The 22,595-nt window shown below is 55.3% G+C and carries 27 protein-coding genes and 1 pseudogene; all 28 read left to right on the plus strand.

Annotation, left to right across the window (positions count from 1 at the left end):
- Positions 1 to 12 precede the first annotated feature (12 nt).
- The 28 genes and pseudogenes from fliJ (at position 13) to tsf (ending at position 22,571) form a co-directional block, all read left to right on the plus strand.
- A complete protein-coding gene (fliJ, locus tag NSQ51_RS05895) occupies positions 13 to 459 on the plus strand; it encodes a flagellar export protein FliJ (RefSeq protein WP_033015998.1) in 447 nt (148 codons plus the stop codon).
- A complete protein-coding gene (locus NSQ51_RS05900) occupies positions 460 to 1,062 on the plus strand; it encodes an MgtE protein (protein WP_049624595.1) in 603 nt (200 codons plus the stop codon).
- Positions 1,059 to 2,171, plus strand: a complete 1,113-nt coding sequence (locus NSQ51_RS05905; RefSeq protein WP_053093044.1) for a flagellar hook-length control protein FliK — start codon at positions 1,059 to 1,061, stop codon at positions 2,169 to 2,171. The genes NSQ51_RS05900 and NSQ51_RS05905 overlap by 4 nt, the downstream gene beginning before the upstream one ends.
- An 18-nt stretch (positions 2,172 to 2,189) precedes the next feature.
- On the plus strand, positions 2,190 to 2,618 hold the full coding sequence (gene flgD, locus NSQ51_RS05910) for a flagellar hook assembly protein FlgD (RefSeq protein WP_049624596.1): 429 nt from the start codon (positions 2,190 to 2,192) through the stop codon (positions 2,616 to 2,618).
- Positions 2,619 to 2,635: 17 nt separating this feature from the next.
- The gene (flgG, locus tag NSQ51_RS05915; RefSeq protein ID WP_049624597.1) at positions 2,636 to 3,433 is read left to right on the plus strand and encodes a flagellar basal body rod protein FlgG; all 798 of its coding nucleotides are present in this window, start codon (positions 2,636 to 2,638) and stop codon (positions 3,431 to 3,433) included.
- A gap of 50 nt (positions 3,434 to 3,483) precedes the next feature.
- Positions 3,484 to 3,708, plus strand: coding sequence for a flagellar FlbD family protein (locus tag NSQ51_RS05920; protein WP_033016021.1), 225 nt, complete (start codon positions 3,484 to 3,486; stop codon positions 3,706 to 3,708).
- Positions 3,695 to 4,123, plus strand: coding sequence for a flagellar basal body-associated protein FliL (gene fliL / locus NSQ51_RS05925; RefSeq protein WP_033015988.1), 429 nt, complete (start codon positions 3,695 to 3,697; stop codon positions 4,121 to 4,123). Before NSQ51_RS05920 ends, fliL begins: the two co-directional genes overlap by 14 nt.
- A gap of 27 nt (positions 4,124 to 4,150) precedes the next feature.
- Positions 4,151 to 5,155: a flagellar motor switch protein FliM gene (gene fliM, locus NSQ51_RS05930; protein WP_121649913.1), complete on the plus strand. Its 1,005-nt coding sequence runs from the start codon at positions 4,151 to 4,153 to the stop codon at positions 5,153 to 5,155.
- A complete protein-coding gene (gene fliY / locus NSQ51_RS05935; RefSeq protein ID WP_049624599.1) occupies positions 5,145 to 6,311 on the plus strand; it encodes a flagellar motor switch phosphatase FliY in 1,167 nt (388 codons plus the stop codon). The genes fliM and fliY overlap by 11 nt, the downstream gene beginning before the upstream one ends.
- A gap of 25 nt (positions 6,312 to 6,336) precedes the next feature.
- Positions 6,337 to 6,696 (plus strand): response regulator, encoded by a 360-nt coding sequence (locus NSQ51_RS05940; protein ID WP_033008120.1) that lies wholly within the window; start codon positions 6,337 to 6,339, stop codon positions 6,694 to 6,696.
- A gap of 24 nt (positions 6,697 to 6,720) precedes the next feature.
- Positions 6,721 to 7,377 carry a flagella biosynthesis regulatory protein FliZ gene (fliZ, locus tag NSQ51_RS05945; RefSeq protein WP_049624600.1) on the plus strand — a complete coding sequence of 219 codons (657 nt, stop codon included), beginning with the start codon at positions 6,721 to 6,723 and terminating at the stop codon, positions 7,375 to 7,377.
- Positions 7,370 to 8,038, plus strand: coding sequence for a flagellar type III secretion system pore protein FliP (gene fliP, locus NSQ51_RS05950; protein WP_049624601.1), 669 nt, complete (start codon positions 7,370 to 7,372; stop codon positions 8,036 to 8,038). Before fliZ ends, fliP begins: the two co-directional genes overlap by 8 nt.
- A 15-nt stretch (positions 8,039 to 8,053) precedes the next feature.
- On the plus strand, positions 8,054 to 8,323 hold the full coding sequence (gene fliQ / locus NSQ51_RS05955; protein ID WP_033015981.1) for a flagellar biosynthesis protein FliQ: 270 nt from the start codon (positions 8,054 to 8,056) through the stop codon (positions 8,321 to 8,323).
- A 6-nt stretch (positions 8,324 to 8,329) separates the two neighbouring features.
- Positions 8,330 to 9,103 carry a flagellar biosynthetic protein FliR gene (fliR, locus tag NSQ51_RS05960; RefSeq protein ID WP_049624602.1) on the plus strand — a complete coding sequence of 258 codons (774 nt, stop codon included), beginning with the start codon at positions 8,330 to 8,332 and terminating at the stop codon, positions 9,101 to 9,103.
- A gap of 1 nt (position 9,104) precedes the next feature.
- Positions 9,105 to 10,187, plus strand: a complete 1,083-nt coding sequence (gene flhB, locus NSQ51_RS05965; protein WP_049624603.1) for a flagellar biosynthesis protein FlhB — start codon at positions 9,105 to 9,107, stop codon at positions 10,185 to 10,187.
- Positions 10,188 to 10,205: 18 nt separating this feature from the next.
- Positions 10,206 to 12,251 (plus strand): flagellar biosynthesis protein FlhA, encoded by a 2,046-nt coding sequence (gene flhA, locus NSQ51_RS05970; RefSeq protein ID WP_049624604.1) that lies wholly within the window; start codon positions 10,206 to 10,208, stop codon positions 12,249 to 12,251.
- Positions 12,248 to 13,360, plus strand: coding sequence for a flagellar biosynthesis protein FlhF (gene flhF / locus NSQ51_RS05975; protein ID WP_033015974.1), 1,113 nt, complete (start codon positions 12,248 to 12,250; stop codon positions 13,358 to 13,360). Before flhA ends, flhF begins: the two co-directional genes overlap by 4 nt.
- Positions 13,354 to 14,226, plus strand: coding sequence for a MinD/ParA family protein (locus NSQ51_RS05980; protein ID WP_049624605.1), 873 nt, complete (start codon positions 13,354 to 13,356; stop codon positions 14,224 to 14,226). Before flhF ends, NSQ51_RS05980 begins: the two co-directional genes overlap by 7 nt.
- A 9-nt stretch (positions 14,227 to 14,235) precedes the next feature.
- A complete protein-coding gene (locus NSQ51_RS05985) occupies positions 14,236 to 15,282 on the plus strand; it encodes a chemotaxis response regulator protein-glutamate methylesterase (protein WP_049624606.1) in 1,047 nt (348 codons plus the stop codon).
- Between the two features lie 12 nt (positions 15,283 to 15,294).
- Positions 15,295 to 17,295, plus strand: a complete 2,001-nt coding sequence (locus NSQ51_RS05990; protein WP_049624607.1) for a chemotaxis protein CheA — start codon at positions 15,295 to 15,297, stop codon at positions 17,293 to 17,295.
- Between the two features lie 108 nt (positions 17,296 to 17,403).
- Positions 17,404 to 17,838: a chemotaxis protein CheW gene (locus NSQ51_RS05995; protein ID WP_049624616.1), complete on the plus strand. Its 435-nt coding sequence runs from the start codon at positions 17,404 to 17,406 to the stop codon at positions 17,836 to 17,838.
- A 23-nt stretch (positions 17,839 to 17,861) separates the two neighbouring features.
- Positions 17,862 to 18,491 (plus strand): chemotaxis protein CheC, encoded by a 630-nt coding sequence (locus tag NSQ51_RS06000; protein WP_033016884.1) that lies wholly within the window; start codon positions 17,862 to 17,864, stop codon positions 18,489 to 18,491.
- Complete coding sequence (locus NSQ51_RS06005; protein WP_033016882.1) at positions 18,491 to 18,988, plus strand: chemotaxis protein CheD; 498 nt, start codon at positions 18,491 to 18,493, stop codon at positions 18,986 to 18,988. The genes NSQ51_RS06000 and NSQ51_RS06005 overlap by 1 nt, the downstream gene beginning before the upstream one ends.
- Before the next feature lie 40 nt (positions 18,989 to 19,028).
- A pseudogene (locus NSQ51_RS06010) lies at positions 19,029 to 19,784 on the plus strand (FliA/WhiG family RNA polymerase sigma factor).
- 19 nt (positions 19,785 to 19,803) lie between these two features.
- Positions 19,804 to 20,034, plus strand: a complete 231-nt coding sequence (locus tag NSQ51_RS06015) for a hypothetical protein (RefSeq protein WP_033016878.1) — start codon at positions 19,804 to 19,806, stop codon at positions 20,032 to 20,034.
- Between the two features lie 9 nt (positions 20,035 to 20,043).
- Positions 20,044 to 20,670 carry a hypothetical protein gene (locus NSQ51_RS06020; protein WP_049624609.1) on the plus strand — a complete coding sequence of 209 codons (627 nt, stop codon included), beginning with the start codon at positions 20,044 to 20,046 and terminating at the stop codon, positions 20,668 to 20,670.
- 150 nt (positions 20,671 to 20,820) lie between these two features.
- Positions 20,821 to 21,528, plus strand: coding sequence for a 30S ribosomal protein S2 (gene rpsB / locus NSQ51_RS06025; RefSeq protein WP_021322279.1), 708 nt, complete (start codon positions 20,821 to 20,823; stop codon positions 21,526 to 21,528).
- Positions 21,529 to 21,686: 158 nt separating this feature from the next.
- On the plus strand, positions 21,687 to 22,571 hold the full coding sequence (tsf, locus tag NSQ51_RS06030) for a translation elongation factor Ts (RefSeq protein ID WP_121649912.1): 885 nt from the start codon (positions 21,687 to 21,689) through the stop codon (positions 22,569 to 22,571).
- Positions 22,572 to 22,595 lie beyond the last annotated feature (24 nt).

Below are 22,595 nucleotides of genomic sequence, written 5' to 3' on the forward strand. Positions count from 1 at the left end.
GGGTGATCCACAATGATGTCGACATTTCGGCTGCAAAAACTATGGACGATGAAGGAAAAAGAAAAGCAAGCAGCGCTGGCTGAATACGAAGAAGCGGTGCACAAGTTTGAGCAGGCGGCCGAGGCGCTGTACAAGTTGCTCAAGGAAAAAGAACGATGCGAGGCGGAAAGGGACAGGCGGCTGCAAGATGGCCTCGCTGTCGGGGCCATTCGCCATACGCTGCAGTATCTCGCCAGTTTGCAACAAACCATTGATCACTATCAGCTCATCGTCATGCGGGCGCGCGAGCAAATGCAGTGCCGGCACCAGCGCCTCATTGAGCTCAATATTGAAGTGAAAAAGTATGAGAAAATGCAGGAGCGCGTGCGGCGGTGGACAGAGCAGCGCGAAAAAGAGGCCGAAAGCCGTTTGCTCGATGAAATAGCCGTTCAGCGCTTTGTGCGGCAAGGAGAGTTATAGATGGCGGGCAGCAAACTTCAGCAGGAAGAAACGGCAAGCCGGTGGCAATGGATGTTGTTCGTCGTTGTCGTCCCGAGCCTCTTTGCGGCTTTCTTCCTCTTGCTGATTGCAAAGGCGGCCGGCATTGATGCGGTGAAGGCGAAACAATGGGTGGACAGCGTGCCGTTCGTCGCCGAATGGTTTGATTGGAAGAAGAAAGAAAAGACGCTGGCCAACACGATCGAGACGCAACAGCAGACGATCAAGCGGCAAAACCAAACGATCGCCAAGCAAAAAAAGCAAATTGAGCAGCTAAAAAGCGAATTGGCGGCAAAAGACGAGGAAATTGCCCGGCTGTCGACGCAGCAACAGCTGCCGACCCAGCAGGAAAAAGGCGGCGGACAAGCGTCTGCGGTGGATGTCATCAGCATGTACGACGCCATGTCAGACAAGCAGGCCGCGGCTATTTTAGCCAAGCTGCCGGAGGATGAAGCGCTTGAGGTGCTGAGCCGGCTCGATAGCGACAAAGCCGCGGCTATTTTAGAACAAATGCCGGCCGAGCAGGCGGCGAACTTGCTTTCGTCATTGCATAAATGGGCAGGGAGAGAGGAGGGGGCTGAATGAAAGTGATGATCGCAGCAGTTGCACCGCAGCCAACGGGCGTGGAGCTGACAGCGAGAAAAGAGACAGCGGCTTCCAGCGCATTTGCGGCATTATTGGCGCAAAAGCAAACCGGGAAGCTGCCGGTTGAGGAGGGGATTGAACGGTCATCCCAGCCGGAAGGAAAGAAGCCGCGAATAACAGACGAATGGACAGAGCCGTTATGGCTGGCCGCTTCAGCTATGCACGTTGGCGCTGCCAACGTTTTAAACGCCCCTCCGGCGGCTGCATACAATGATGGTGAAGCCTTGGCGGCTGATGGGGAAAGCGGAAGAGTTAACCAAGAAGGGGCTGGTGCAAAAGCGCTGGCAGCCGTTCCGTCTTTTTGGCTACAGACGGATGAAAATAGCGGGTTGGACAAAGCTGCTTGGCTGGAACAACAGGCCAAAGAAATGAACGGGCGTTTCGATGGCGAACACCAGCCGCCTTTCTCACAAATTTTGCCGCGAACCGAGGGAGCTAGAAAGGAAATGGCGGTGCATTCCAACGGTGAAAGCAGCTGGCTGGCGCCGCGAGTTTTATCTTCGATGTACGGGCCAGCCTCTTTACGGCAGCAGGAGGACGCTCGCCAGCTGCATAGTGTGCTCGTTTCGACAAACCTTGCCTCTTTGATTCCATTCGTCCCTGGCGGCCATGAGGCGGGGACGGTGGAAGCAGGGAAGGAAAGTTCGTTTGTCGAGCAAGTAGCCCGTGCATGGCAATTCGGCCGATGGGTGAAGCTGCCAAACGGCGTTATGCAGCTTGTTATTCGCCTTCATCCGGAACATCTTGGAACGGTGACGGTGAAAATGGCGCAAGAAGGCGGAAAATTGACCGCCCGGCTGCTTGTGGCGACCGATGCGGTGGAAGAGTTGATCCGCAACCACTTGCCGCAGCTTGCTCAGCAGCTTGATGCGAGTTCCATCACGGTCGAAAAATGGACCGTTTGGTCGGATTATGACAGCTCCGCGATGCCGCCGTATTCCGGGAATCGCCAAGGAGGGCAGCAGCAGGGCGAATCGCGGCAAAAACAAAAGCGGGAGCCATCATCTTCCTTCCCGTTAGCGCTAGACGGGATCGAAGCTGACGCATAAGGGGGAAAAAGAACGAGGATGACAACGAATGTGATTGATGGAAGCTTATGGATGGCAAACGCGGTTCAGCCGGAACGGAAAACGGGTAATCAAATTTTAGGAAAAGACGACTTTCTCAAAATTTTGCTCGCCCAGCTCGAAAACCAAGATCCGCTCAATCCGATGGAAGATAAAGACTTTATCGCGCAAATGGCGAGCTTCTCCTCGCTTGAGCAAATGATGAACATCGCCAATTTGATGCAGAAATGGATGCAAGTGTCAAGCCGTGATGCGCTTTTGCGCTACAGCGAATGGATCGGCAAAACGGTGCACTGGCAAGAAGGCGATGCAACGATGAGCGCGGTTGTCAAATCGGTGACGCAAAAAGACGGGAACATTGTTCTCGGGCTCGATAACGGAGCGACGATTGCCGCTGACGCGGTGATGACAGTCGAACAACACGAATAAGAGGGGAGAGGGAGCGAATGCTTCGTTCGATGTATTCCGGCATTGGCGCCATGCGCAATTTCCAAACAAAACTTGACGTTATCGGCAACAATATCGCCAACGTCAATACGTACGGGTTTAAAAAAGGACGAACGATCTTTAAAGATTTAATGAGCCAAACGATTTCCGGAGCGGGAGGGCCGAACGCCGGCCGCGGCGGCACGAATCCGAAGCAAGTCGGGCTTGGCTCGCAGTTGGCTGCCATCGACACCGTCCATGCGCAAGGAAGCTTGCAAACGACCGGGCGCGTGCTCGACTTGGCGATTTCGGGGGATGGGTTTTTTGTTGTCGGCGATGCGGAGGGCAACAATCGCATGTATACGAGAGCCGGGAATTTTTATCTCGATTCGCAAGGCTATATTGTCAATGCCGATGGCCAATATTTGCTCGGTGTGGGAAATAGCCGCCTGAAAGTTCCGGCGGATGCGAAAAGCTTAAGCATCGGGGCTGACGGCAAGGTGAATATTGTGAACGCTTTGGGAAACTTGCTGACGATCGGTACGATTCAGCTGGCTAAGTTCTCTAATAACGATGGATTGGAGAAAGCCGGAAACAACCTGTTCCGTGAAACGATCAACTCCGGCGCGCCAACGACAGGGGCGCCGGGAGCGAACGGAACAGGAACCATCGTCTCCGGGGCGCTTGAGATGTCCAACGTCGACCTTGCTGAGGAGTTTACGGAAATGATCGTCGCCCAGCGCGGTTTTCAGGCAAACACGCGCATCATTACGACATCGGATGAAATTTTGCAAGAACTTGTCAACTTGAAAAAGTAGAATAGGAGGTAGGGCGTCAGCTGTTGTTGGACGCTGATGCCCGCTTGCCGATGATTCCGCTGACGAAGCTCAACGGCAAACGGTTTGTGCTCAATGCGTTGTACATCGAACAAATCGAGGCATTTCCCGACACGACCGTGACGCTGACGAACGGAAAAAAATTCGTCGTGCGCGAGACGGTCGAACAAGTCGCGGCGTTGGCGAGCGAATTTTACCGGCAAATTGGCGCGTTTCGCTTGCCGGAAGCAGGAGGATTGAACCGTGAAAGGGAATAAAGTACTCAAAACGATGGTCATCGTGCTAGCGGTCATTGCCTTGGCCGGCACGGCGGCGCTTGTTGCCGTTATGAACCTGACCGGCAAAGAAAAACAGGAGGCGCCAAGCGCCGATGAACTGGCGGACAGTTCGATCGACATTCCGGAAATGACAACGAATTTGGCGGACGGCCGTTATATTAAAATCTCCTTTAAAATTCAAACCGACAGCGACAAAGGAAAAGAAGAAGCGGAGAAGCGTGATTTCCAGATTAAGGATGCAATCATCGAACAGCTCTCGGAAATGAAAGCGGCCGACTTTAAAGGAAAAGAAGGAATGGCGGCGTTGAAAGAGCAGCTGAAACAACAGATTAATGCGTTAATGCAGGAAGGGAAAGTGGAGAACGTCTACATTACCTCCTTTATCCTCCAGTAGCCTGCCATCCGAAGGGGGGAAGGTGACATGACAGCCGGCGAAGTACTATCGCAAAGTGAAATTGATGCGCTGCTTGCCGCGCTTTCGGCCGGAGAAATGAATGCGGAAGAACTGAAAAAAGAAGAGGAAGGCCGACGCGTCAAAACGTATGATTTCCGGCGGGCGCTCCGGTTTTCCAAAGATCAAATCCGCAGCCTGACGCGCATTCATGAGAATTTCGCCCGTCTGCTGACAACGTTTTTTTCCGCCCAGTTGCGCACATATGCGCAAATTTCGGTCGCATCGGCCGACCAAATTCCATACGAAGAATTTGTCCGCTCCATCCCAAAAATGACGATCATCAATGTCTTTGAGGTGCCGCCGCTTGGCGGGCATGTCCTTTTGGAAGTCAACCCGAACATCGCTTACGCCATGCTTGACCGGGTGATGGGCGGGCGCGGCGTCGGCATGGATAAAGTGGAGCATTTGACTGAGATTGAAACACGCATCATGTCCAATTTGTTTGACAAGGCGTTTGTCCATTGGCGCGACGCTTGGGAATCGGTGGCGGAAGTCGACCCGCTCTTTGTCGATTTTGAAGTCAATCCGCAGTTTTTGCGCATGATTGCGCCGAACGACACCGTCGTCGTCATTTCGCTCAACACGCAAATCGGCGAAGCGCGCGGCATGATGAATGTGTGCATTCCGCATGTCGTCTTGGAGCCGATTATGCCGCGGCTGTCGGTGCAGTACTGGATGCAGGCGCAAAAAAAAGAGCGTTCCCCCGAGGAAGCGAAACGGATCGAACAGCGCATCCGCGCGGCAAAATTGCCGATTATCGCTGAACTGGGAACGGCGGTCATCACGGTCAATGAATTTCTTCAACTCGAGGCCGGCGACGTCATTCAGCTCGAGCAGTCGATTCATGAGCCGCTCGTGGTCAAAATCGGCCATATTCCAAAGTTTATCGGCCAGCCGGGGAAGCGGAACAAAAAGCTGGCGGTGCAAATTTTAGCGATGATCGAGGGGGACGAAGCAGGACATGATGAATGACGGAATGTTGTCGCAAGATGAAATCGATGCTCTGTTGCGCGGAATGGACAGCCGTGACCGCGCACCGGCGCTTCACGATATTTTCACCCCGCTCGAGCAGGACGCTCTAGGGGAGATTGGCAATATTTCCTTTGGCAGCTCAGCGACGGCGCTGTCCATGTTATTGAACCAAAAAGTCGAGATTACGACACCGAACGTCTCGGTGATCGAGCGGACGCGTGTCGCGGATGAGTTCCCGCGGCCGTATATCGCCGTTCAAGTCAATTACACGGAAGGGCTTCTCGGGACCAACTTGCTGGTCATTGAGCAGCGGGACGCCGCCATTATCGCCGATTTGATGCTTGGCGGCGACGGAACGGCGCCCGACAGCGCGCTTGGGGAAATTCAGCTGAGCGCCGTGCAGGAAGCCATGAACCAAATGATGGGGTCAGCGGCGACGTCGATGTCGACTGTTTTTGGCAAGCGGGTCGAGATTTCCCCGCCGACGATCCATCTTCTTGATTTGAGCGAAGGAAAAGGTCTGGAATATTTGCCGGATGAAGACTTTTTGATTAAAGTGTCGTTCCGGCTGAAAATCGGCACGTTAATTGATTCGAACATCATGCAGCTGCTGCCCGTTGATTTTGCCAAAGAACTGGTCACCTATTTGCTTGGTGCGGCGGCAGGGGAGGAGGAAAACCGGCCTGAGCTGCCGGCCGGGGCGCCGCTGTCCGTGGAGCCGGAGCCGCAGCCCGCCTACGCCTATGCGGAGGCCGGCGCTCCTTCTTCCCCGGCGGCGAACCGTTTCCCGGAGGCGCCGGCTGAGCGCCTGGATGAAGGCAAAAGCGCAGCTGGACGGCATATTCAAGCAGCTGATTTTGCTGAGTTTGACGCCCCACCGCTTGCCGCGGCGGAGGCGCGCAATTTGGAGCTGCTGTTTGATGTGCCGCTGCAAGTGACGGTTGAACTGGGACGGACGAAACGCTCGGTGCAAGAGATTTTGCAATTGTCCACCGGGTCGATCATCGAACTTGATAAGCTGGCCGGCGAGCCGGTCGACGTTTTTGTCAACAATAAGCTGATCGCCAAAGGCGAGGTGGTCGTGATCGATGAAAACTTCGGCGTGCGCATCACCGACATTGTCAGCCAAAGCGATCGGTTAAAACGGCTAAAATAATGTGCATGGCAGGAGGTAGGGAGATATGGCAAGAGTGCTTGTTGTCGACGATGCTGCGTTTATGCGGATGATGATTAAAGACATTTTGACGAAGAATGGGCATGAGGTCGTCGCTGAAGCGGCGGACGGGAGACAGGCGGTCGAAAAATACAAGGAGACGCGCCCTGACATTGTGACGATGGATATTACGATGCCGGAGATGGATGGGATTACGGCGCTTAAAGAAATAAAAAAAATCGATAGCAACGCCAAAGTGATCATGTGTTCGGCGATGGGGCAGCAGGCGATGGTCATTGACGCCATTCAAGCCGGGGCGAAAGATTTCGTTGTCAAGCCGTTCCAGGCGGACCGCGTCATTGAAGCGATTAACAAAACGATCGGCTAGGCGATTAGAGGTGAGGGGATGTTGATGGCCATACGGCGATGGGCAGCGGGATTGCTGGCGGCAGCCATCTTGTTTGGGGCGCCGCCGGCGTCGGCTGCCCAAAGCCCGACGGTCGCCGATTGCCTGCAGCATCCGGATGCGTGCGGGCCGTCAACGCCGGCCGGGCAACAGACAAAACCGACAGCGAATCAATCGGCTGATGCGGTGTCTGCTTCCGATGTGCTCCGGCTCATCGGGGCGACCGCCTTTGTCCTCGTTCTTCTTTACGCTCTGTTAAAATGGCTTTCCCGCCGCCATTCACCTGCTTTCGGGTCAAAGGGTCTCATTGAGAATCTCGGTGGAACGAGCGTCGGGGCAAACCGCTCTGTTCAGCTCATCAAAGTCGGCAACCGGCTGCTCGTCATCGGCGTTGGCGATTCGATCCAGCTGCTGCGGGAAATCAGCAATGAAGACGAAATAAACGAACTGCTGGCGCAGCATAATGAGCGGCTCGAACGGATGGCCAGCTTCCACCCGTTTGGGTCCCGCCTTCGTGAATATTGGACAGCGAAAGCGAAACGGGGAAGCGGTCCGGCTCCGTCCTTTTCCTCACTGTTTGCCGAGGAAATGAGCCGAATGGCCAACAGGCGGAATGAGTGGCTGAAGCGGTTGAAAGAGAAAGGAACGGCTGGCGATGAATGACTTTGTCCATATGTTTAACTCGATGGCGCCCGAGCATGTCTCGACATCGGTGAAACTGCTTTTGCTTCTTACCATTTTGTCGGTTGGTCCCGGCATTTTGATCATGATGACGTGTTTTACGCGCATCGTCATCGTTTTGTCGTTCGTGCGCACGTCGCTTGGCACGCAGCAAATGCCGCCCAACCAAGTGTTGATCGGGCTGGCGCTGTTTTTGACGTTTTTCATCATGGCGCCAACATGGAAAGAGATTCACGATCAGGCGCTTGAGCCGCTGTTTGCCGAAAAAATTGATTTGGATGAGGCGTACGAACGCGCCGCTGTTCCGCTCAAGCAGTTTATGAGCCAACATACGAGACAGCAAGATTTGGCCTTGTTTTTATCATACAGCGGCGCCGGGCAGCCGAAAACGGTCAACGACATTCCGCTTACCGCGCTCGTCCCGGCGTTTGCGATCAGCGAGCTGAAAACCGCGTTTCAAATGGGCTTTATGATTTTCATCCCGTTTTTGGTCATCGATATGATCGTTGCCAGCGTCTTGATGTCGATGGGAATGATGATGCTGCCGCCGGTGATGATTTCGCTGCCGTTTAAAATTTTGCTATTTGTTCTTGTCGACGGCTGGCATTTGGTCGTCAAATCGTTGCTGCAAAGCTTTCAATAAAGATGGGTGGCGTTTATGAGTGCCGATTTTATCATCCGCCTTGCCGAACAAGGCGTCTACATCGTGTTGATCGTTTGCGGCCCGTTGCTGCTGCTGTCGCTTGTTGTCGGGCTCGTTGTCAGCATTTTTCAGGCTGCGACCCAAATTCAAGAGCAGACGCTCGCGTTTGTCCCGAAAATCGTTGCTGTCCTGCTCGGGCTCGTCTTGTTCGGGCCGTGGATGCTCTCGAAAATGGTGTCGTACGTCCATGACATTTTCGCGAATTTGGCTTCATTTATAGGCTGATCTATGATGGAACAACTATGGACGTATTTTCCCGCGTTTTTGCTCATCTTCGCCCGCACCGCTTCGTTTTTTGCGGCCATGCCGCTCTTTTCGTACCGGACGGTGCCGGCTTCGTACAAGATTGGAATGGCGTTTTTTTTCAGCTGGCTTATGTTTTTGGCAGGGCCGAAGCCGTCGCTTCCATTGGATGATGTGTATGTATTGCTCGTCGTCAAAGAGGCGCTCGTCGGGCTGGCGCTCGGCTTGATCGCGGCCATCGTCATGGCGGCTGTGCAAGTCGCCGGCGGCTTGATCGATTTTCAAATCGGGTTTGCCATCGCCAACGTCATCGATCCGCAAACCGGGGTGCAAAGCCCGTTGCTCGGGCAGTATCTTCACTCGCTGGCGCTTTTGCTGCTGCTTATGCTTGACGGGCATCATTTGCTGCTTGACGGCTTGTTTTACAGCTATCACTGGCTGCCGCTTGACCGGTGGCCGCACATTGCCGACGGGCGGGCGGCTGAGTATGCGGTGCGCACGTTCGCGGCGATGTTTGCCGCCGCTGTGCAAATGGCTGCCCCGCTTGTCGGATCGCTCTTTTTGGTCGATGTGGCGCTCGGCCTCATCGCCCGCGCCGTGCCGCAAATGAATATTTTTGCTGTCGGGTTTTCGCTCAAGACAGCGGCTGCGTTTTTCATGTTGTTTGCGGCGATCGGGGGAATGTTGACCGCGGCGCGCGAACTGCTTCAACTTATGTTTGTGTCGCTGCGCGAGTTTATGCAGCTGTTGGGAGGCGCGTAACGTGGGCGAACGGCGGCTTGATTTGCAGTTTTTCGCCGGGGAAAAGACGGAAAAGGCGACGCCGCGCAAACGGCAAGAAGTGCGGGAAAAAGGCCAGGTCGCCAAAAGCAGCGATGCGGTGGCCGCCATCGTATTGCTCGCGCTGTTTCTCGTTTTGTCGCTGGCGGGAGCGTATGAGCGGGACGGGCTGCTGCGCATGCTCGCGCGTGCGCTTTCCGATTATGCCGCCGCTCCGCTGACGATTGATTCGCTTCATGCCATCTTTCTCGACTGGCTTCGCCATGCGGCGCTTCTGTTAGCTCCATTTTTTGCTGCCGCCGTATTAGCGGCTGGGCTGGCCAACTTTTTGCAAGTCGGTGTCTTGTTTACCGTAGAGCCGCTCAAAATCGACGGAAACCGCCTCAACCCGGTGCAAGGAATAAAACGGCTTTTTTCGCTGCGCGCCATTGTCGAGCTGTTAAAATCTGTGTTAAAAGCTGGAATCATCGGTGCGGTCGTGTTTATGCTCTTGCTTGGGGGATGGGACGAGCTCACGGCGCTTGCGGCCAGGCCGCCGGCCGCCATGCTTGCCATTGTCGGCGCGCTGACGGTGAAAATGGGGCTGTATGCTGCGGCCGCGCTCTTGTTTTTGGCGTTGTTTGACTATTTGTACCAGCGGTTTGAGTTTGAACGAAACATCCGCATGTCGAAGCAAGACATTAAAGATGAATTCAAAAAGACGGAAGGCGACCCGCTCATTAAATCGCGCATTAAGCAAAGACAGCGGGAGATGGCGATGAGGCGGATGATGCAGGAGGTGCCGAATGCCGATGTTGTCATCACCAATCCCACCCATTATGCGGTAGCGCTGAAGTATGAAGATGGAAAAATGGAGGCGCCGGTTGTCGTGGCGAAAGGGGCTGACTATGTGGCGTTGAAAATAAAGGAAATTGCCAAGGCGAACGGCGTCGTGACGGTTGAAAATCGTCCGTTGGCGCAGGCGCTTTACCGGCAGACGGACGTCGGTGACATGATTCCAGAGACGTTTTTTAAGGCAGTGGCGGAAATTTTGGCGTACGTCTACCGGCTCAAACGAAAAGGGTAACAGCAAGGGGAGAAAACCATGCAAGCGCAGCTCAAAGATTTATCCGTGTTAATTATGGTTGTGCTCATCGTCGCCATGCTCGTCATTCCATTGCCGACATGGCTGCTGAGCGTTTTGATCATCATCAACATTTCCCTCGCCTTGCTCGTTTTGCTGACGGCGATGAACACGAAAGAGCCGCTTCAGTTTTCCGTTTTTCCGTCATTGCTGTTAGTGCTGACGTTGTTCCGGCTCGGGTTGAATGTCTCGACAACCCGTTCGATCTTAAGCAAGGGGGAAGCGGGCGGCGTCGTTGAGACGTTTGGGACGTTCGTCGTCGGCGGCGATGTCGTCGTCGGGTTTGTCGTGTTTTTGATTTTGGTCATTATTCAGTTCATTGTGATCACAAAAGGGGCGGAGCGTGTCTCGGAAGTGGCGGCCCGCTTTACGCTCGATGCGATGCCGGGCAAACAGATGAGCATTGACGCTGATTTGAACGCCGGCATGATCTCGGAGCAGGAAGCGCGCGAGCGGCGGGAAAAAATCGCCCAAGAGGCCGATTTTTACGGTGCGATGGACGGAGCGAGCAAATTTGTAAAAGGCGACGCCATCGCCGGCATTATTATCGTGATCATCAATATGCTGTTTGGCATGGTGATCGGCGTTGTTGAGCAAGGAATGGACATGGCGGAGGCGGCGAAGCACTATACGTTGTTGACGGTCGGCGACGGAATCGTCAGCCAGATTCCGGCGCTGTTGATTTCGACCGCGACCGGCATCATCGTCACGCGTGCGGCGTCTGACAGCAATTTAAGCGGCGACATTATGCGTCAGTTATTTGCGTTTCCGAAAATGTTGTACGTCACGGCGGGAACGATTTTCCTGCTCGGCTTGTTTACCCCGATCAACGATGCGTTGACAATGTCGATCGCCGGGCTGTTGGCATTTGGCGGCTACCGATTTGTCGAGCAGCAAAAACAGGGGGAAGCGGCTGCCGTCCAGCCGGATGAAGAAATAGCGGCGGCTGACGAATTAAAAAGTCCGGAGAGCGTGATTCAACTATTGCATGTCGACCCGATCGAGTTCGAGTTCGGTTACGCGCTTATTCCGCTTGCGGATGCCGCCCAAGGCGGCGACCTGCTTGACCGGATCGTTATGATCCGCCGTCAGCTCGCGCTTGAGCTCGGCATCGTCGTTCCGGTTGTGCGCATCCGCGACAACATCCAGCTTCAGCCGAACGAATACCGAGTGAAAATTAAAGGCGAAGAGGTGGCGCGCGGCGAGCTGCTGCTTGACCATTATTTGGCGATGAGCCCCGGGATTGATGACGGATCGGTCGAAGGGATTGACACGGTTGAACCGGCGTTTGGCCTGCCGGCGAAGTGGATCTCCGAGGCGGCCAAAGACCGCGCGGAAATGCTCGGCTATACGGTGGTCGATCCGCCGTCGGTCGTTTCGACGCATTTGACGGAAGTGCTCAAGGCCCACGCCCATGAACTGCTTGGGCGCCAAGAAACGAAACAGTTGATCGATCATTTGAAAGAGTCGCACCCCGTGCTGGTTGAGGATGTCACACCGAATCCGCTGCCGGTCGGGGATGTCCAAAAAGTGCTTGCCAAGCTGCTGAAAGAGAACGTGTCGATCCGCAATTTGCCGCTTATCTTTGAGGCGCTTGCCGACTTTGCCCGCCTGACCGCCGACACCGACTTGTTGACGGAATACGTCCGCCAGGCGCTGGCGCGGCAAATCACGAAGCAGTACGCCGTGCCGGGCGAACCGCTGCGTGTCATTACGCTTTCGGGCAAGGCGGAAAAAACGATTGCCGATGCGGTGCAGCAAACGGAGCACGGACGCTATTTGGCGCTTGATCCGGCGCGGGCGCAGGCGCTTGTCGAGGCGGTGGCGGCGGCGCTCGACCGCCACCCGTTCGCCGGCCAAACGCCGATCTTGCTCTGTTCTCCGGCGGTGCGCATGTATGTCCGGCAGCTGACGGAGCGCCATTTTCCGTCAATCCCGGTGCTGTCGTACAACGAGCTCGAAGCTGACGTCGAAGTTCAAAGCGTGGGGATGGTGGAAATCGAATGAAAGTGAAAAAATTTGTCGCCCCGTCGATGAACGAAGCGATGAAAATGGTCCGAGCCGAGCTCGGCCGCGATGCCGTCATTTTGCACTCGAAGGAGATTCAAACGGGCGGACTGTTCGGCTTGTTTGCCAAAAAGAAGATTGAGGTGCTGGCCGGCATCGATCCCGATCCACTGCCGCGCCGCGCGTCAGAGGCGAAGGCCCCCGCTTCTTCACGGCCGGCGGGGCGGGAGGAAGCGGACGGTTTGTTGGCCGCCGAGCTTCGGGAAGTGAAAGCGCTCGTCCGTCAAATGGCCGGACGGACGTCGTCGCTGTTGTACCCGCCGCCGCTTATGGATGCGGAGCGGCGGCTGCTGCAGCAAGGCCTCGCCGATGGCTACATCCGCCAAGTGATGGACCGCCTGCTTGAGCGATGGTATGCGGACAAAAAAGAGAGATCCGCTGCTGCAGTTGCCGGCTGGGCGAAAGAAGCGGTGCGCGATCTTCTTTCGCCGCTCCCGTTCGCTGAAACGGCAGGAACGAAAAAATATCGCCTGCTGCTTGGCCCGACCGGAGTTGGAAAAACGACGACGCTTGCCAAAATGGCGGGGCGCGCGGTGCTTGAACATGAAAAAAAAGTCGGATTTATCACGACCGATACGTACCGGATCGCCGCGATCGACCAGTTGAAGACATATGCGCACATTTTGCAGGCTCCGCTCGAGGTGTGCTACAACGCCGATGACTTTCGGGCGGCTAAGCAGCGCCTGGCCGATTGCGACGTTGTGTTCATTGATACGGCCGGCCGCAATTTCCGCAACCCGCACTATGTTGCCGAGCTCCAGCAAACGATCGAGTTTGACAGCGAGACGGAAACGTTTCTCGTGTTCGCCGCCACCGGAAAATACAATGATATGAAAGCCATTTATGATCGCTTTTCCGTCCTCCCGATTGACCGGCTGATCGTGACGAAGCTTGATGAGACCGATACGTACGGCGCGGTCGTCAATTTTCTGCTCGAGAGCCGGGTTGGCGTTGCCTATTTAACGAATGGGCAAAACGTGCCGGACGATATGGTGGAAGCGTCAGCCGACCGGTTTGTCCATCTGTTGTTTGGAGCGGATCGATGGTGAGAGACCAGGCGGAACGGCTTCGCCGCGCGTTAAGCCGTCCACGGCGTCCGGCTTCGCCGCGGACGATCGCGGTGGCGAGCGGAAAAGGCGGAGTCGGCAAATCGAACCTTTCGCTCAATCTTTCCGTATCGCTCTCTGAACTCGGGTTTCGCGTCCTGTTGCTCGATATGGACGTCGGCATGGGCAATATCGACATTTTGCTCGGTCAATCGTCGCCGCTTACATTGGCGGATTGGTTTTCCACTCGGCTGCCCCTTTCGGACATCGTCAAAAGCGGGCCGGGGCAACTATCATATATCGCCGGGGGGACGGGCGTTGCGCAATGGCGGACGTTGGATATGGCGGGCATCGACTATTTTTTGGCTGAACTGCAGGCCATTGCCTCGCGCTATGATTATCTCATTTTTGATATGGGGGCGGGGGCATCGGAAGAGCGTCTTTATTTTTTAAAGTCGGTCGACGATGTGTTCATCGTCACGACGCCGGAACCGACTGCGGTGACGGACGCCTATGCCATGATGAAATACATGCATGCCGCCGGCAGCGAAGCGCCGTTTTCGATCATTGTCAACCGCACGAGCTGCGGGCAAGAAGGGTATGGCGTCTTTCAGCGGCTGAAAGATGCGGCGGCGCGCTTTTTAAACAAACCGATTGCCCTGCTCGGCATTGTGCCGGAAGACCGGGTTGTCGCCCGCGCGGTCGTCAGCCAGATGCCGTTTGTCCTGCTTGACCCGAAGGCGAAGGCGAGCCAGGCTGTCCGCCAAATGGCTTGGCGCTATGCGATGGGCAGAGAGGGCGAGCCGGCGCCGCCGGGTCAAATCCCCCGCTTTTTTGCGATGCTGCGCCAATTTTTGCTAGAAAGGTAGAGACGGAACATGAAGACGATCAAGGTGCTTGTCGTCGATGACTCGGCGTTTATGCGCAAATGGATCAGCGACTTTTTGTCCGAGCACCCACGCCTCGAAGTCGTCGGGACGGCTCGCAATGGCCAAGAGGCGCTCGACAAAATCGCCCTCTTGCGCCCGGATGTCGTCACGCTTGATGTCGAAATGCCGGTTATGAATGGGCTCGAAACGTTGCGGCGCATCATGCACAAGCAGCCGCTGCCGGTCGTCATGGTGTCGAGCACGACGAGGGAAGGGGCGGAAAACACGATCACCGCCATGCAATACGGGGCGGTGGATTTTGTCGCCAAGCCGTCTGGCACGATTTCGCTTGATTTATACAAAGTAAAAGATGAGCTGATCCGCAAAGTGCTGCACGCAAGCGAGGCGAATGTAAGGGCGCTCGCCGCCCACCGCCCGGCGCTTGCCGCCCGGCGCCCGCCGGCCCAAACGGCGCACAGCCAAAAAACGGTCGTCGCCATCGGCACGTCGACAGGCGGTCCGCGCGCCTTGGAAACGGTGTTGGCGCAGCTGACTCCTGATTTTGCCGCTCCGGTCGTCATCGTTCAGCATATGCCGAAAGGGTTTACGAAATCGCTTGCCGACCGGCTCAACGCACTGGCGGCGATCACGATCAAAGAGGCGGAAGACGGGGAACTGTTGCGAAATGGCACCGCCTATATCGCCCCGGGCGGCGTCCATCTCATCGTTCGCGAAGAAGGCGGCGCACTTAAAGCCCGTTTCGACGAATCGCCGCCGCGCGCCGGCCATCGTCCGGCTGTTGACGTGTTGTTCGAGTCGCTCGCTGCCATTCGCCGCTGTCGGAAAATCGCGGTGATCATGACCGGGATGGGAAGCGACGGAACAGCGGGGGTGAAAAAGCTGAAGGAAAGCGGGAACACAAAAGCGATCGCGGAAGCGCGCGAGACAGCCGTTATCTTTGGGATGCCAAGAGCGGCGATCGAGGCTGGCGTCGTTGATGTCATCGTTCCGCTTGACAGCATCGCCGCTGCCATCGTCCAATTGATCGGGGAGTGAGGGGGAAACGGCATGGACATGAGCCAATATTTGGATTTATTTATTGATGAAAGCAAAGAGCATTTGCAGGCGATCAACGAGCGGCTGTTGGAACTTGAAAAAACTCCGGAGGACATGTCTGTGGTGAATGATATTTTCCGTTCGGCCCATACGTTGAAAGGCATGTCCGCCACGATGGGGTTTGAAGATTTAGCCAATTTGACGCACCAAATGGAAAACGTGCTCGATGGCATCCGCAATCGGCGGCTTTCTGTTACCCCGGAATTGCTTGACGTCATTTTTGAGGCCGTCGACCATTTGGAGGCGATGATCAGTTCCATCGCTGCAGGCGGCGACGGAACGCGCGATGTAAGGAGAACAGTCGAACAGCTGAAACGAATCGAGCAAGGGGAGATGCCGAACAAGCAGGCAGCAAGAGAAGAACCGCCCCTTGAACATGCGTATGGGGAATTTGAATACTATGTGCTCGAGCAGGCGAAGGAGCAGGGATTTTCCGTCTACGAAATCCGCGTTCGGCTTCGCGATGATTGCTTGTTGAAAGCAGCGCGCGTCTATATGGTGTTTGAACAGCTGAATGAAGTCGGAGAAATTGTGAAAGCAATGCCGCCGGTCGAGATGCTGGAGGAAGAACAGTTTGACCGGGAGTTTCTCGTTACGGTCGTATCCAAAGCGCCAGCCGATGAGTTGCAAAAGCGGCTGATGGGCATTTCGGAAATTGATGACGTCAAGGTGTCTATGCTATCGAGCAATGAACCGTCGGCAGAAAGCGAGAAAGCGTCTGCGCCCCAACAACCGGCCGCTATGGAGCAGGCGGAGGCCGTTCAGGCCGAAGCGGAGGCGCCGGAAAAACAAACAGCGAAACAGGCGACGAAAACGATCCGCGTCAATATTGAACGGCTCGATATGCTGATGAACTTATTTGAAGAGCTTGTCGTCGACCGCGGGCGGCTTGAGCAAATTTCCCGCGAGCTGAACCATGCCGAATTGACGGAAACGGTCGAGCGGATGTCTCGCATCTCGAGTGATTTGCAGACGATCATTTTAAATATGCGCATGGTGCCGGTGGAAACGGTGTTTAACCGCTTTCCGCGCATGGTGCGCCAGCTCGCCCGCGAGCTCGGCAAAAAAGTGCGTCTTGATGTGATCGGGGCGGAAACGGAGCTTGACCGGACGGTCATTGATGAAATCGGCGATCCGCTTGTCCATTTGCTCCGCAATGCGCTTGATCATGGCATTGAAGCGCCGGACGTCCGGGCGGCGCGCGGAAAGCCGGAGGAAGGGACGATCCAATTGCGCGCCTACCATAGCGGCAACCATGTCTTTATTGAAATCGAGGATGATGGCGCCGGTATTTCTAGGGAAAAAGTGCTGAAAAAGGCGATCAGCCGCGGCATCGTTTCGCCCGAGGAGGCTGAGCATTTAACCGATGAGCAAGTGTATGAGCTTATTTTTGCTCCCGGGTTTTCCACTGCCGATCATATTTCCGACATTTCCGGGCGCGGCGTCGGCTTAGATGTCGTCAAAAGCACCATCGAGTCGCTCGGCGGCACGGTGGCCGTCGATTCCCGTCCTGGCCAAGGGTCGCTGTTTTCCATTCAGCTGCCGCTCACGTTGTCGATCATTTCGGTGCTGCTTGTGCAAATTGCGGCGGAAACGTATGCCATCCCGCTGTCATCGATTATGGAGACGGCGCTCATTAGGAAAGAAGACGTGTTCTATGTCCATAACCAGCCGGTCATCGATTTCCGCGGCAAAGTTGTGCCGCTCGTCCGGCTGAAGGACGTGTTCGCTGTGCCGGGCGCGTCGGATGACAGCGAGACGGTGCCGGCTGTCATCGTGCGAAAAGGGGAAAAGCTGGCGGCGTTGGCGGTCGACTCGTTTATCGGCCAGCAAGAAGTCGTGTTGAAGTCGCTCGGCAACTATTTATCTTCTGTTTTCGCCATTTCAGGGGCGACGATTTTGGGAGACGGCCGGGTGGCGCTCATTATTGACTGCAACGCGCTTGTCAAATAGAAAGCCGACTGTATGCCGGCGGAGCTGGAAAAAGGCCGCGGGCGGACGCGGCCTTTTCGTTGGCGGCGCCGGGCGAGGAAGCTGAACAGAAAAAGGGGGAAGCGACCGATGAGCATGAGCGTGCAGACGGATTGGAAAGTGATTGCATTTCGCCTGCAAGAGGAAGAATATGCCTTGCCGGTGCAATACGTTCGTTCCATTGAAAAAATACAGCCGATTACGCGCGTGCCGGGAACGGCTCCTTATGTCAAAGGAGTCATCAACTTACGCGGGGTCGTCACGCCGATTATCGATTTGCGCGAGCGGTTCGGGTTTGCGCCCGAACCATACTGGGAGCAGACGCGGATGATTATCGCCGCCTTTGGGGATATCGAAGTCGGGTTGATCGTCGATGCGGCCAACGATGTTCTCGACATTCCGGCAGCGAGCATTGAGCCGCCCGAGGCGATCGGCGCCATAGGGGCTGCTTACATTTGCGGAGTGGCGAAAGTCGAGAAGCGTCTCCTCATTTTGCTCGATTTGGCAAGTGTCTTAAGTGAATAAAACGGAGAGAGGGGCGTTTGCGGTTGGACGACATTCGCAACTTAACAGGGACACACATTGATATTTTGCGCGAAATGGGCAACATCGGGGCCGGCAACGCGGCGACCGCTTTGTCCATGCTGCTCAACAAAAAAATCGAAATGGCTGTGCCGCGCGTCCAAATTGCGACATTTGCCGAGATGATGGAGCTGATCGGCGGTCCGGAGCAAGTGGTGGCATGCGTCTATTTGCGCGTCGAAGGCGAAGCGCCGGGAAACATGTTTTTCGTGCTGCCGCCGGACCAGGCCGAGAAGTTTGTCCGCCGAATGACGGGCGATGGCTCGTTTTCGTTCCAAGGCGAAGCCCATGAGCTCGGGCGGTCGGCGCTGCAGGAACTTGGCAACATTTTGGCCGGCTCATACTTGTCGGCGCTCGCCGATTTCACCCGGTTAAACTTGCATCCGTCCGTGCCGGCGCTGGCGATCGATATGATCGGAGCGGTGCTGTCGTTTGGCTTGCTTGAGCTGTCGCGCGTCGGCGATTGCGCCATTTTGATCGATACAGCTATTTACGATGACCGGCGGCCAAATGAGAGCATTAACGGCCATTTCTTCCTTCTTCCTGACCCAGAATCATTTTCCATTATTTTTCGAGCGTTAGGTGTGGAGGGGTGATGAAGACGGCAGAAGCAGTGAAGGTTGGCATTGCCGAAATGGAAGTTGTCGTGGCGCCGAACGTCATCCGCACATGCGGGCTCGGGTCGTGCGTGGGCGTCGTCATTTATGACAGCGGAAAAGCGGTTGCCGGTATGGCGCACGTGATGCTGCCGCATTCATCGATGGCGCGCGGGGGAGTTGTCAATGCCGCCAAATACGCTGATACAGCGGTGGAAGCGCTTTGTAAGCTCGTCTTGGCCGCCGGAGGACGGAAGGGCATGCTCAAAGCGAAGTTGGCCGGAGGGGCGCAAATGTTCTCGTTTTCCGCAGCTGGCGGGGACATGATGCGTATCGGCGCCCGCAACGTTGAGGAAGTGAAAAGGCAGCTTGAACGGCTTCATATCCCGATTGTGGCCGAAGATGTCGGGGGCCATAGCGGCCGCACAATCGAGTTTAACCCGCAGACGGGCGTGCTGGCCATCCGCACGGCGTGCCAGGACATAAAAGAAATATGATGGAACGATATGTGGTTTCCGCGAGGCGAGGGGGAGAATGATGGGGAGCGCGCTAAAAGGTGAAGAACGGAAATATTGGGACGACTGGGTCAACGGCCGCGACCGCCGCGCGGCTGAAGAGCTCGTGCAGCGCTATATGCCGCTTGTTTCCTACCATGTGCAGCGGCTTTCGGCGACGCTGCCGAGTTCTGTGCCAAAGGATGAGTTGATCAGTCTTGGGCTCCTCGGGTTGTACGATGCGATTGAAAAGTTTGACCCATCGCGCGATTTGAAATTCGATACGTATGCATCGTTCCGCATCCGCGGCGCGATATTGGACGGTTTGCGCAAAGAAGACTGGCTGCCGCGCAGTGTGCGCGACAAGGCGAAAAAAATCGAGGAAGCGGCCGAACGGCTGGAGCAGCAGTATATGTGATCGGTGACAGCGAAGGAAATTGCGGCTGAACTTGGCATGACGGAAGCGGAAGTGCAGGCGGCGGCCAGCGACACGTTTTGGTCGCTTTGGTTGCCGCTTGGACAAGGAGAGGCTGAAGACGAAGATGAGCCGCTGGCGATTCGGGACGACCGCGCCCTGCTCCCGGAAGAGGAAGCCATTAAGCGGGAAATGATCGACCAGTTGGCGGAAGGCATTCGACGGTTGAATGAAAAAGAGCAGCTCGTCATCAGTTTGTTTTACAAAGAAGAGCTGACGTTTACGGAAATCGGAAGTCTTTTGCAGCTGTCCACATCAAGAATTTCGCAAATTCATGCCAAAGCGCTGTGGAAATTGCGCCGCTTTTTAAGCGGGGATTCATGAGGCGAAAGGAAGCGGGAAGATGGACATCCAATTGCCGATGCTGCAAAGCGTCATGCCGAAGGCGCCTGAAGCCGCGTCCAAGCACGCCTTGGCGCAGCAGCACCCTCATGTTGTGCAGGCGCAGCGGGCAGCCGCGGAGGAAAAACGAGCGGAGCAGGCGCGCCGCCAAGTGACGGGAAAACGGGCGGGAGACGCGCTCCGTTTTGGGAGTCATCCTTATAAAGGAAAAACAATCGACATCAAAGGATAGTGAACAACGATGGAGGCATTTTGGCTGACTGTCAGCTTGTTGCTGCACGCGTTTTCGTTTTGGTTGATCATCCTGCTTTACACGCGCTTGTCGCGGCTAAGCGAAGAGGAAGCAAGAGCCAAGAGGCGGGCTGAGGAGCTTGAGGAGGCGATGGCGGCCCATCTCGTGGCATGGAAAGAGGAAAATGAGCGCTTTTTGGCCGAGTTGGATGCGCTGCTTAGCGCGAAACCGGCCGCCGCGGCGGACAAGCGGACGCCGGCTCCCGTCAAGAGCCGCCTGCCTCAGCAGTCAGAGCCCAGCAATGAGAAAGAGAGCAGGCTGGTAAACGGAGCGGGCAGCGAAAACAGGCCGGGTCGGAAACAAACTGCATCGGAGCGGCCGGAGCTGGGGCGAAGCGGCCGGGTTGAACAAACGGACGCCATGGACGCGCTGTCGGACTATTTTCCCGATGTTGACGCCATCGAAGATGTAGTCGACTTTTCGCCGCCATCCGCCCATGCCGCCGCCATCGCCCACCGTCTCGAAGCCGAAGGGATGACGGTCGAAGAAATCGCGAAGAAGCTCGGAAAAGGAAAAACAGAAGTCGAACTGCTGCTCAAATTTGGCCGAAAAAACGGCCGAATGGGCGAACAATAGCTTGATTTCCTGCCGGCGGTTATGATATATTTTTACATGGTGTGAATACACACGCCTGATGATTTCAGCAACGGTGCTGGCAACGCCAGTCTTGCTGAAAGATGAGGCAGGCGGAGGCACAAAAACCACAAGGAAACAGGAGGAGCATGCATGTCAGTCATTTCAATGAAGCAATTGCTTGAAGCTGGCGTCCATTTCGGACATCAGACGCGCCGTTGGAACCCGAAAATGAAAAAATACATTTTCACGGAGCGCAACGGCATTTATATTATCGACTTGCAAAAAACGGTGAAAAAAGTCGAGGAAGCATACAACTTCGTCCGCGAACTGGCGGCGAACGGCGGCAAAATTTTGTTCGTCGGCACGAAAAAACAAGCGCAAGAATCCGTGAAAGAAGAAGCCGAACGCTGCGGCATGTTTTATGTCAACCAACGCTGGCTTGGCGGCACGCTGACAAACTTTGCAACGATCCAAAAGCGGATCAAGCGGTTGCGCGAAATTGAAAAAATGGAAGAAGATGGCGTATTTGACGTTCTTCCGAAAAAAGAAGTCATCGGTTTGAAAAAAGAAAAAGAGCGGCTTGAGAAATTTTTAGGCGGCATTAAAGACATGAAAGAACTGCCGGATGCGCTGTTTGTCATCGACCCGCGCAAAGAACGGATTGCAGTGGCGGAAGCGCGCAAGTTGAACATCCCGATCATCGGCATTGTCGACACGAACTGCGATCCGGATGAGATCGACTACGTCATTCCGGCGAACGACGACGCCATCCGCGCCGTCAAACTGTTGACGTCGAAAATCGCCGATGCGGTGCTTGAGGCGAAACAAGGCGAAGAAGCCGCTGTGGCAGCAGAGTAAGGCAAGGTGGAGGAAAGGTGATAAGAGGGGAAAGCCTTTTATCACCTTTTTTTAGACAAAAGTCAGCAACTTTTGGCTATACTAACGAATAAGGGCAAAATGGGCATCCGTTGCCGGCATCGATACATATATGCGATCAAAAGAAGGAGGATTTATTCATGGCAATTACAGCACAAATGGTCAAAGAGCTGCGCGAAAAAACGGGCGCAGGCATGATGGACTGCAAAAAAGCGCTCACCGAAACAAACGGCGACATGGAAAAGGCGATCGACTGGCTGCGTGAAAAAGGGATCGCCAAAGCGGCGAAAAAAGCGGACCGCATCGCGGCGGAAGGAATGACGTACGTCGCTGCTGAAGGCAACACAGCCGTCATTTTGGAAGTGAACTCGGAAACGGACTTCGTCGCCAAAAACGAGTCGTTCCAAACGCTCGTCAAAGAGCTGGCCGCCCACTTGCTGAAACAAAAGCCGGTTTCGCTTGACGAGGCGCTCGGGCAAACGATGGACAACGGCGCGACCGTCCAAGACTACATCAACGAAGCGATCGCCAAAATCGGCGAAAAAATTACGCTCCGCCGCTTTGCCGTCGTCAACAAAGCGGACGGTGAAACGTTTGGCGCGTACTTGCACATGGGCGGGCGCATCAGCGTATTAACGTTATTAGCCGGCAACGCCAGCGAAGAGGTCGCCAAAGACGTGGCCATGCATATCGCCGCGCTCCATCCGAAATATGTTTCGCGCGAGGATGTGCCGGAGGAAGAACTTAACCGCGAACGCGAAGTATTGAAACAGCAGGCGTTAAACGAAGGCAAGCCGGAAAATATTGTCGAGAAAATGGTTGAGGGCCGTTTGAAAAAGTTTTACGAAGACATCTGCCTGCTTGAGCAAGCGTTCGTCAAAAATCCAGATGTCACAGTGCGCCAATATGTGGAATCGAACGGGGCGACCGTTAAACAGTTCATCCGCTATGAAGTCGGTGAAGGGCTTGAAAAGCGCCAAGACAATTTCGCTGAAGAAGTCATGAGCCAAGTCAGAAAGCAGTGATGGACCGCAACAGGGAACACGCGC

It is taken from the genome of Geobacillus sp. FSL K6-0789, from assembly GCF_038593135.1.
Taxonomy (GTDB): Bacteria; Bacillota; Bacilli; order Bacillales; family Anoxybacillaceae; genus Geobacillus; species Geobacillus stearothermophilus.

Bases quoted from the DNA above. Each gene is read 5' to 3' on its own strand.
- fliJ (WP_033015998.1), top strand. From the start codon at position 13: ATGATGTCGACATTTCGGCTGCAAAAACTATGGACGATGAAGGAAAAA.
- NSQ51_RS05900 (WP_049624595.1), top strand. From the start codon at position 460: ATGGCGGGCAGCAAACTTCAGCAGGAAGAAACGGCAAGCCGGTGGCAA.
- NSQ51_RS05905 (WP_053093044.1), top strand. From the start codon at position 1,059: ATGAAAGTGATGATCGCAGCAGTTGCACCGCAGCCAACGGGCGTGGAG.
- flgD (WP_049624596.1), top strand. From the start codon at position 2,190: ATGACAACGAATGTGATTGATGGAAGCTTATGGATGGCAAACGCGGTT.
- flgG (WP_049624597.1), top strand. From the start codon at position 2,636: ATGCTTCGTTCGATGTATTCCGGCATTGGCGCCATGCGCAATTTCCAA.
- NSQ51_RS05920 (WP_033016021.1), top strand. From the start codon at position 3,484: ATGATTCCGCTGACGAAGCTCAACGGCAAACGGTTTGTGCTCAATGCG.
- fliM (WP_121649913.1), top strand. From the start codon at position 4,151: ATGACAGCCGGCGAAGTACTATCGCAAAGTGAAATTGATGCGCTGCTT.
- fliY (WP_049624599.1), top strand. From the start codon at position 5,145: ATGATGAATGACGGAATGTTGTCGCAAGATGAAATCGATGCTCTGTTG.
- NSQ51_RS05940 (WP_033008120.1), top strand. From the start codon at position 6,337: ATGGCAAGAGTGCTTGTTGTCGACGATGCTGCGTTTATGCGGATGATG.
- fliZ (WP_049624600.1), top strand. From the start codon at position 6,721: ATGGCCATACGGCGATGGGCAGCGGGATTGCTGGCGGCAGCCATCTTG.
- fliP (WP_049624601.1), top strand. From the start codon at position 7,370: ATGAATGACTTTGTCCATATGTTTAACTCGATGGCGCCCGAGCATGTC.
- fliQ (WP_033015981.1), top strand. From the start codon at position 8,054: ATGAGTGCCGATTTTATCATCCGCCTTGCCGAACAAGGCGTCTACATC.
- fliR (WP_049624602.1), top strand. From the start codon at position 8,330: ATGGAACAACTATGGACGTATTTTCCCGCGTTTTTGCTCATCTTCGCC.
- flhA (WP_049624604.1), top strand. From the start codon at position 10,206: ATGCAAGCGCAGCTCAAAGATTTATCCGTGTTAATTATGGTTGTGCTC.
- flhF (WP_033015974.1), top strand. From the start codon at position 12,248: ATGAAAGTGAAAAAATTTGTCGCCCCGTCGATGAACGAAGCGATGAAA.
- NSQ51_RS05980 (WP_049624605.1), top strand. From the start codon at position 13,354: ATGGTGAGAGACCAGGCGGAACGGCTTCGCCGCGCGTTAAGCCGTCCA.
- NSQ51_RS05985 (WP_049624606.1), top strand. From the start codon at position 14,236: ATGAAGACGATCAAGGTGCTTGTCGTCGATGACTCGGCGTTTATGCGC.
- NSQ51_RS05990 (WP_049624607.1), top strand. From the start codon at position 15,295: ATGGACATGAGCCAATATTTGGATTTATTTATTGATGAAAGCAAAGAG.
- NSQ51_RS05995 (WP_049624616.1), top strand. From the start codon at position 17,404: ATGAGCATGAGCGTGCAGACGGATTGGAAAGTGATTGCATTTCGCCTG.
- NSQ51_RS06005 (WP_033016882.1), top strand. From the start codon at position 18,491: ATGAAGACGGCAGAAGCAGTGAAGGTTGGCATTGCCGAAATGGAAGTT.
- NSQ51_RS06015 (WP_033016878.1), top strand. From the start codon at position 19,804: ATGGACATCCAATTGCCGATGCTGCAAAGCGTCATGCCGAAGGCGCCT.
- NSQ51_RS06020 (WP_049624609.1), top strand. From the start codon at position 20,044: ATGGAGGCATTTTGGCTGACTGTCAGCTTGTTGCTGCACGCGTTTTCG.
- rpsB (WP_021322279.1), top strand. From the start codon at position 20,821: ATGTCAGTCATTTCAATGAAGCAATTGCTTGAAGCTGGCGTCCATTTC.
- tsf (WP_121649912.1), top strand. From the start codon at position 21,687: ATGGCAATTACAGCACAAATGGTCAAAGAGCTGCGCGAAAAAACGGGC.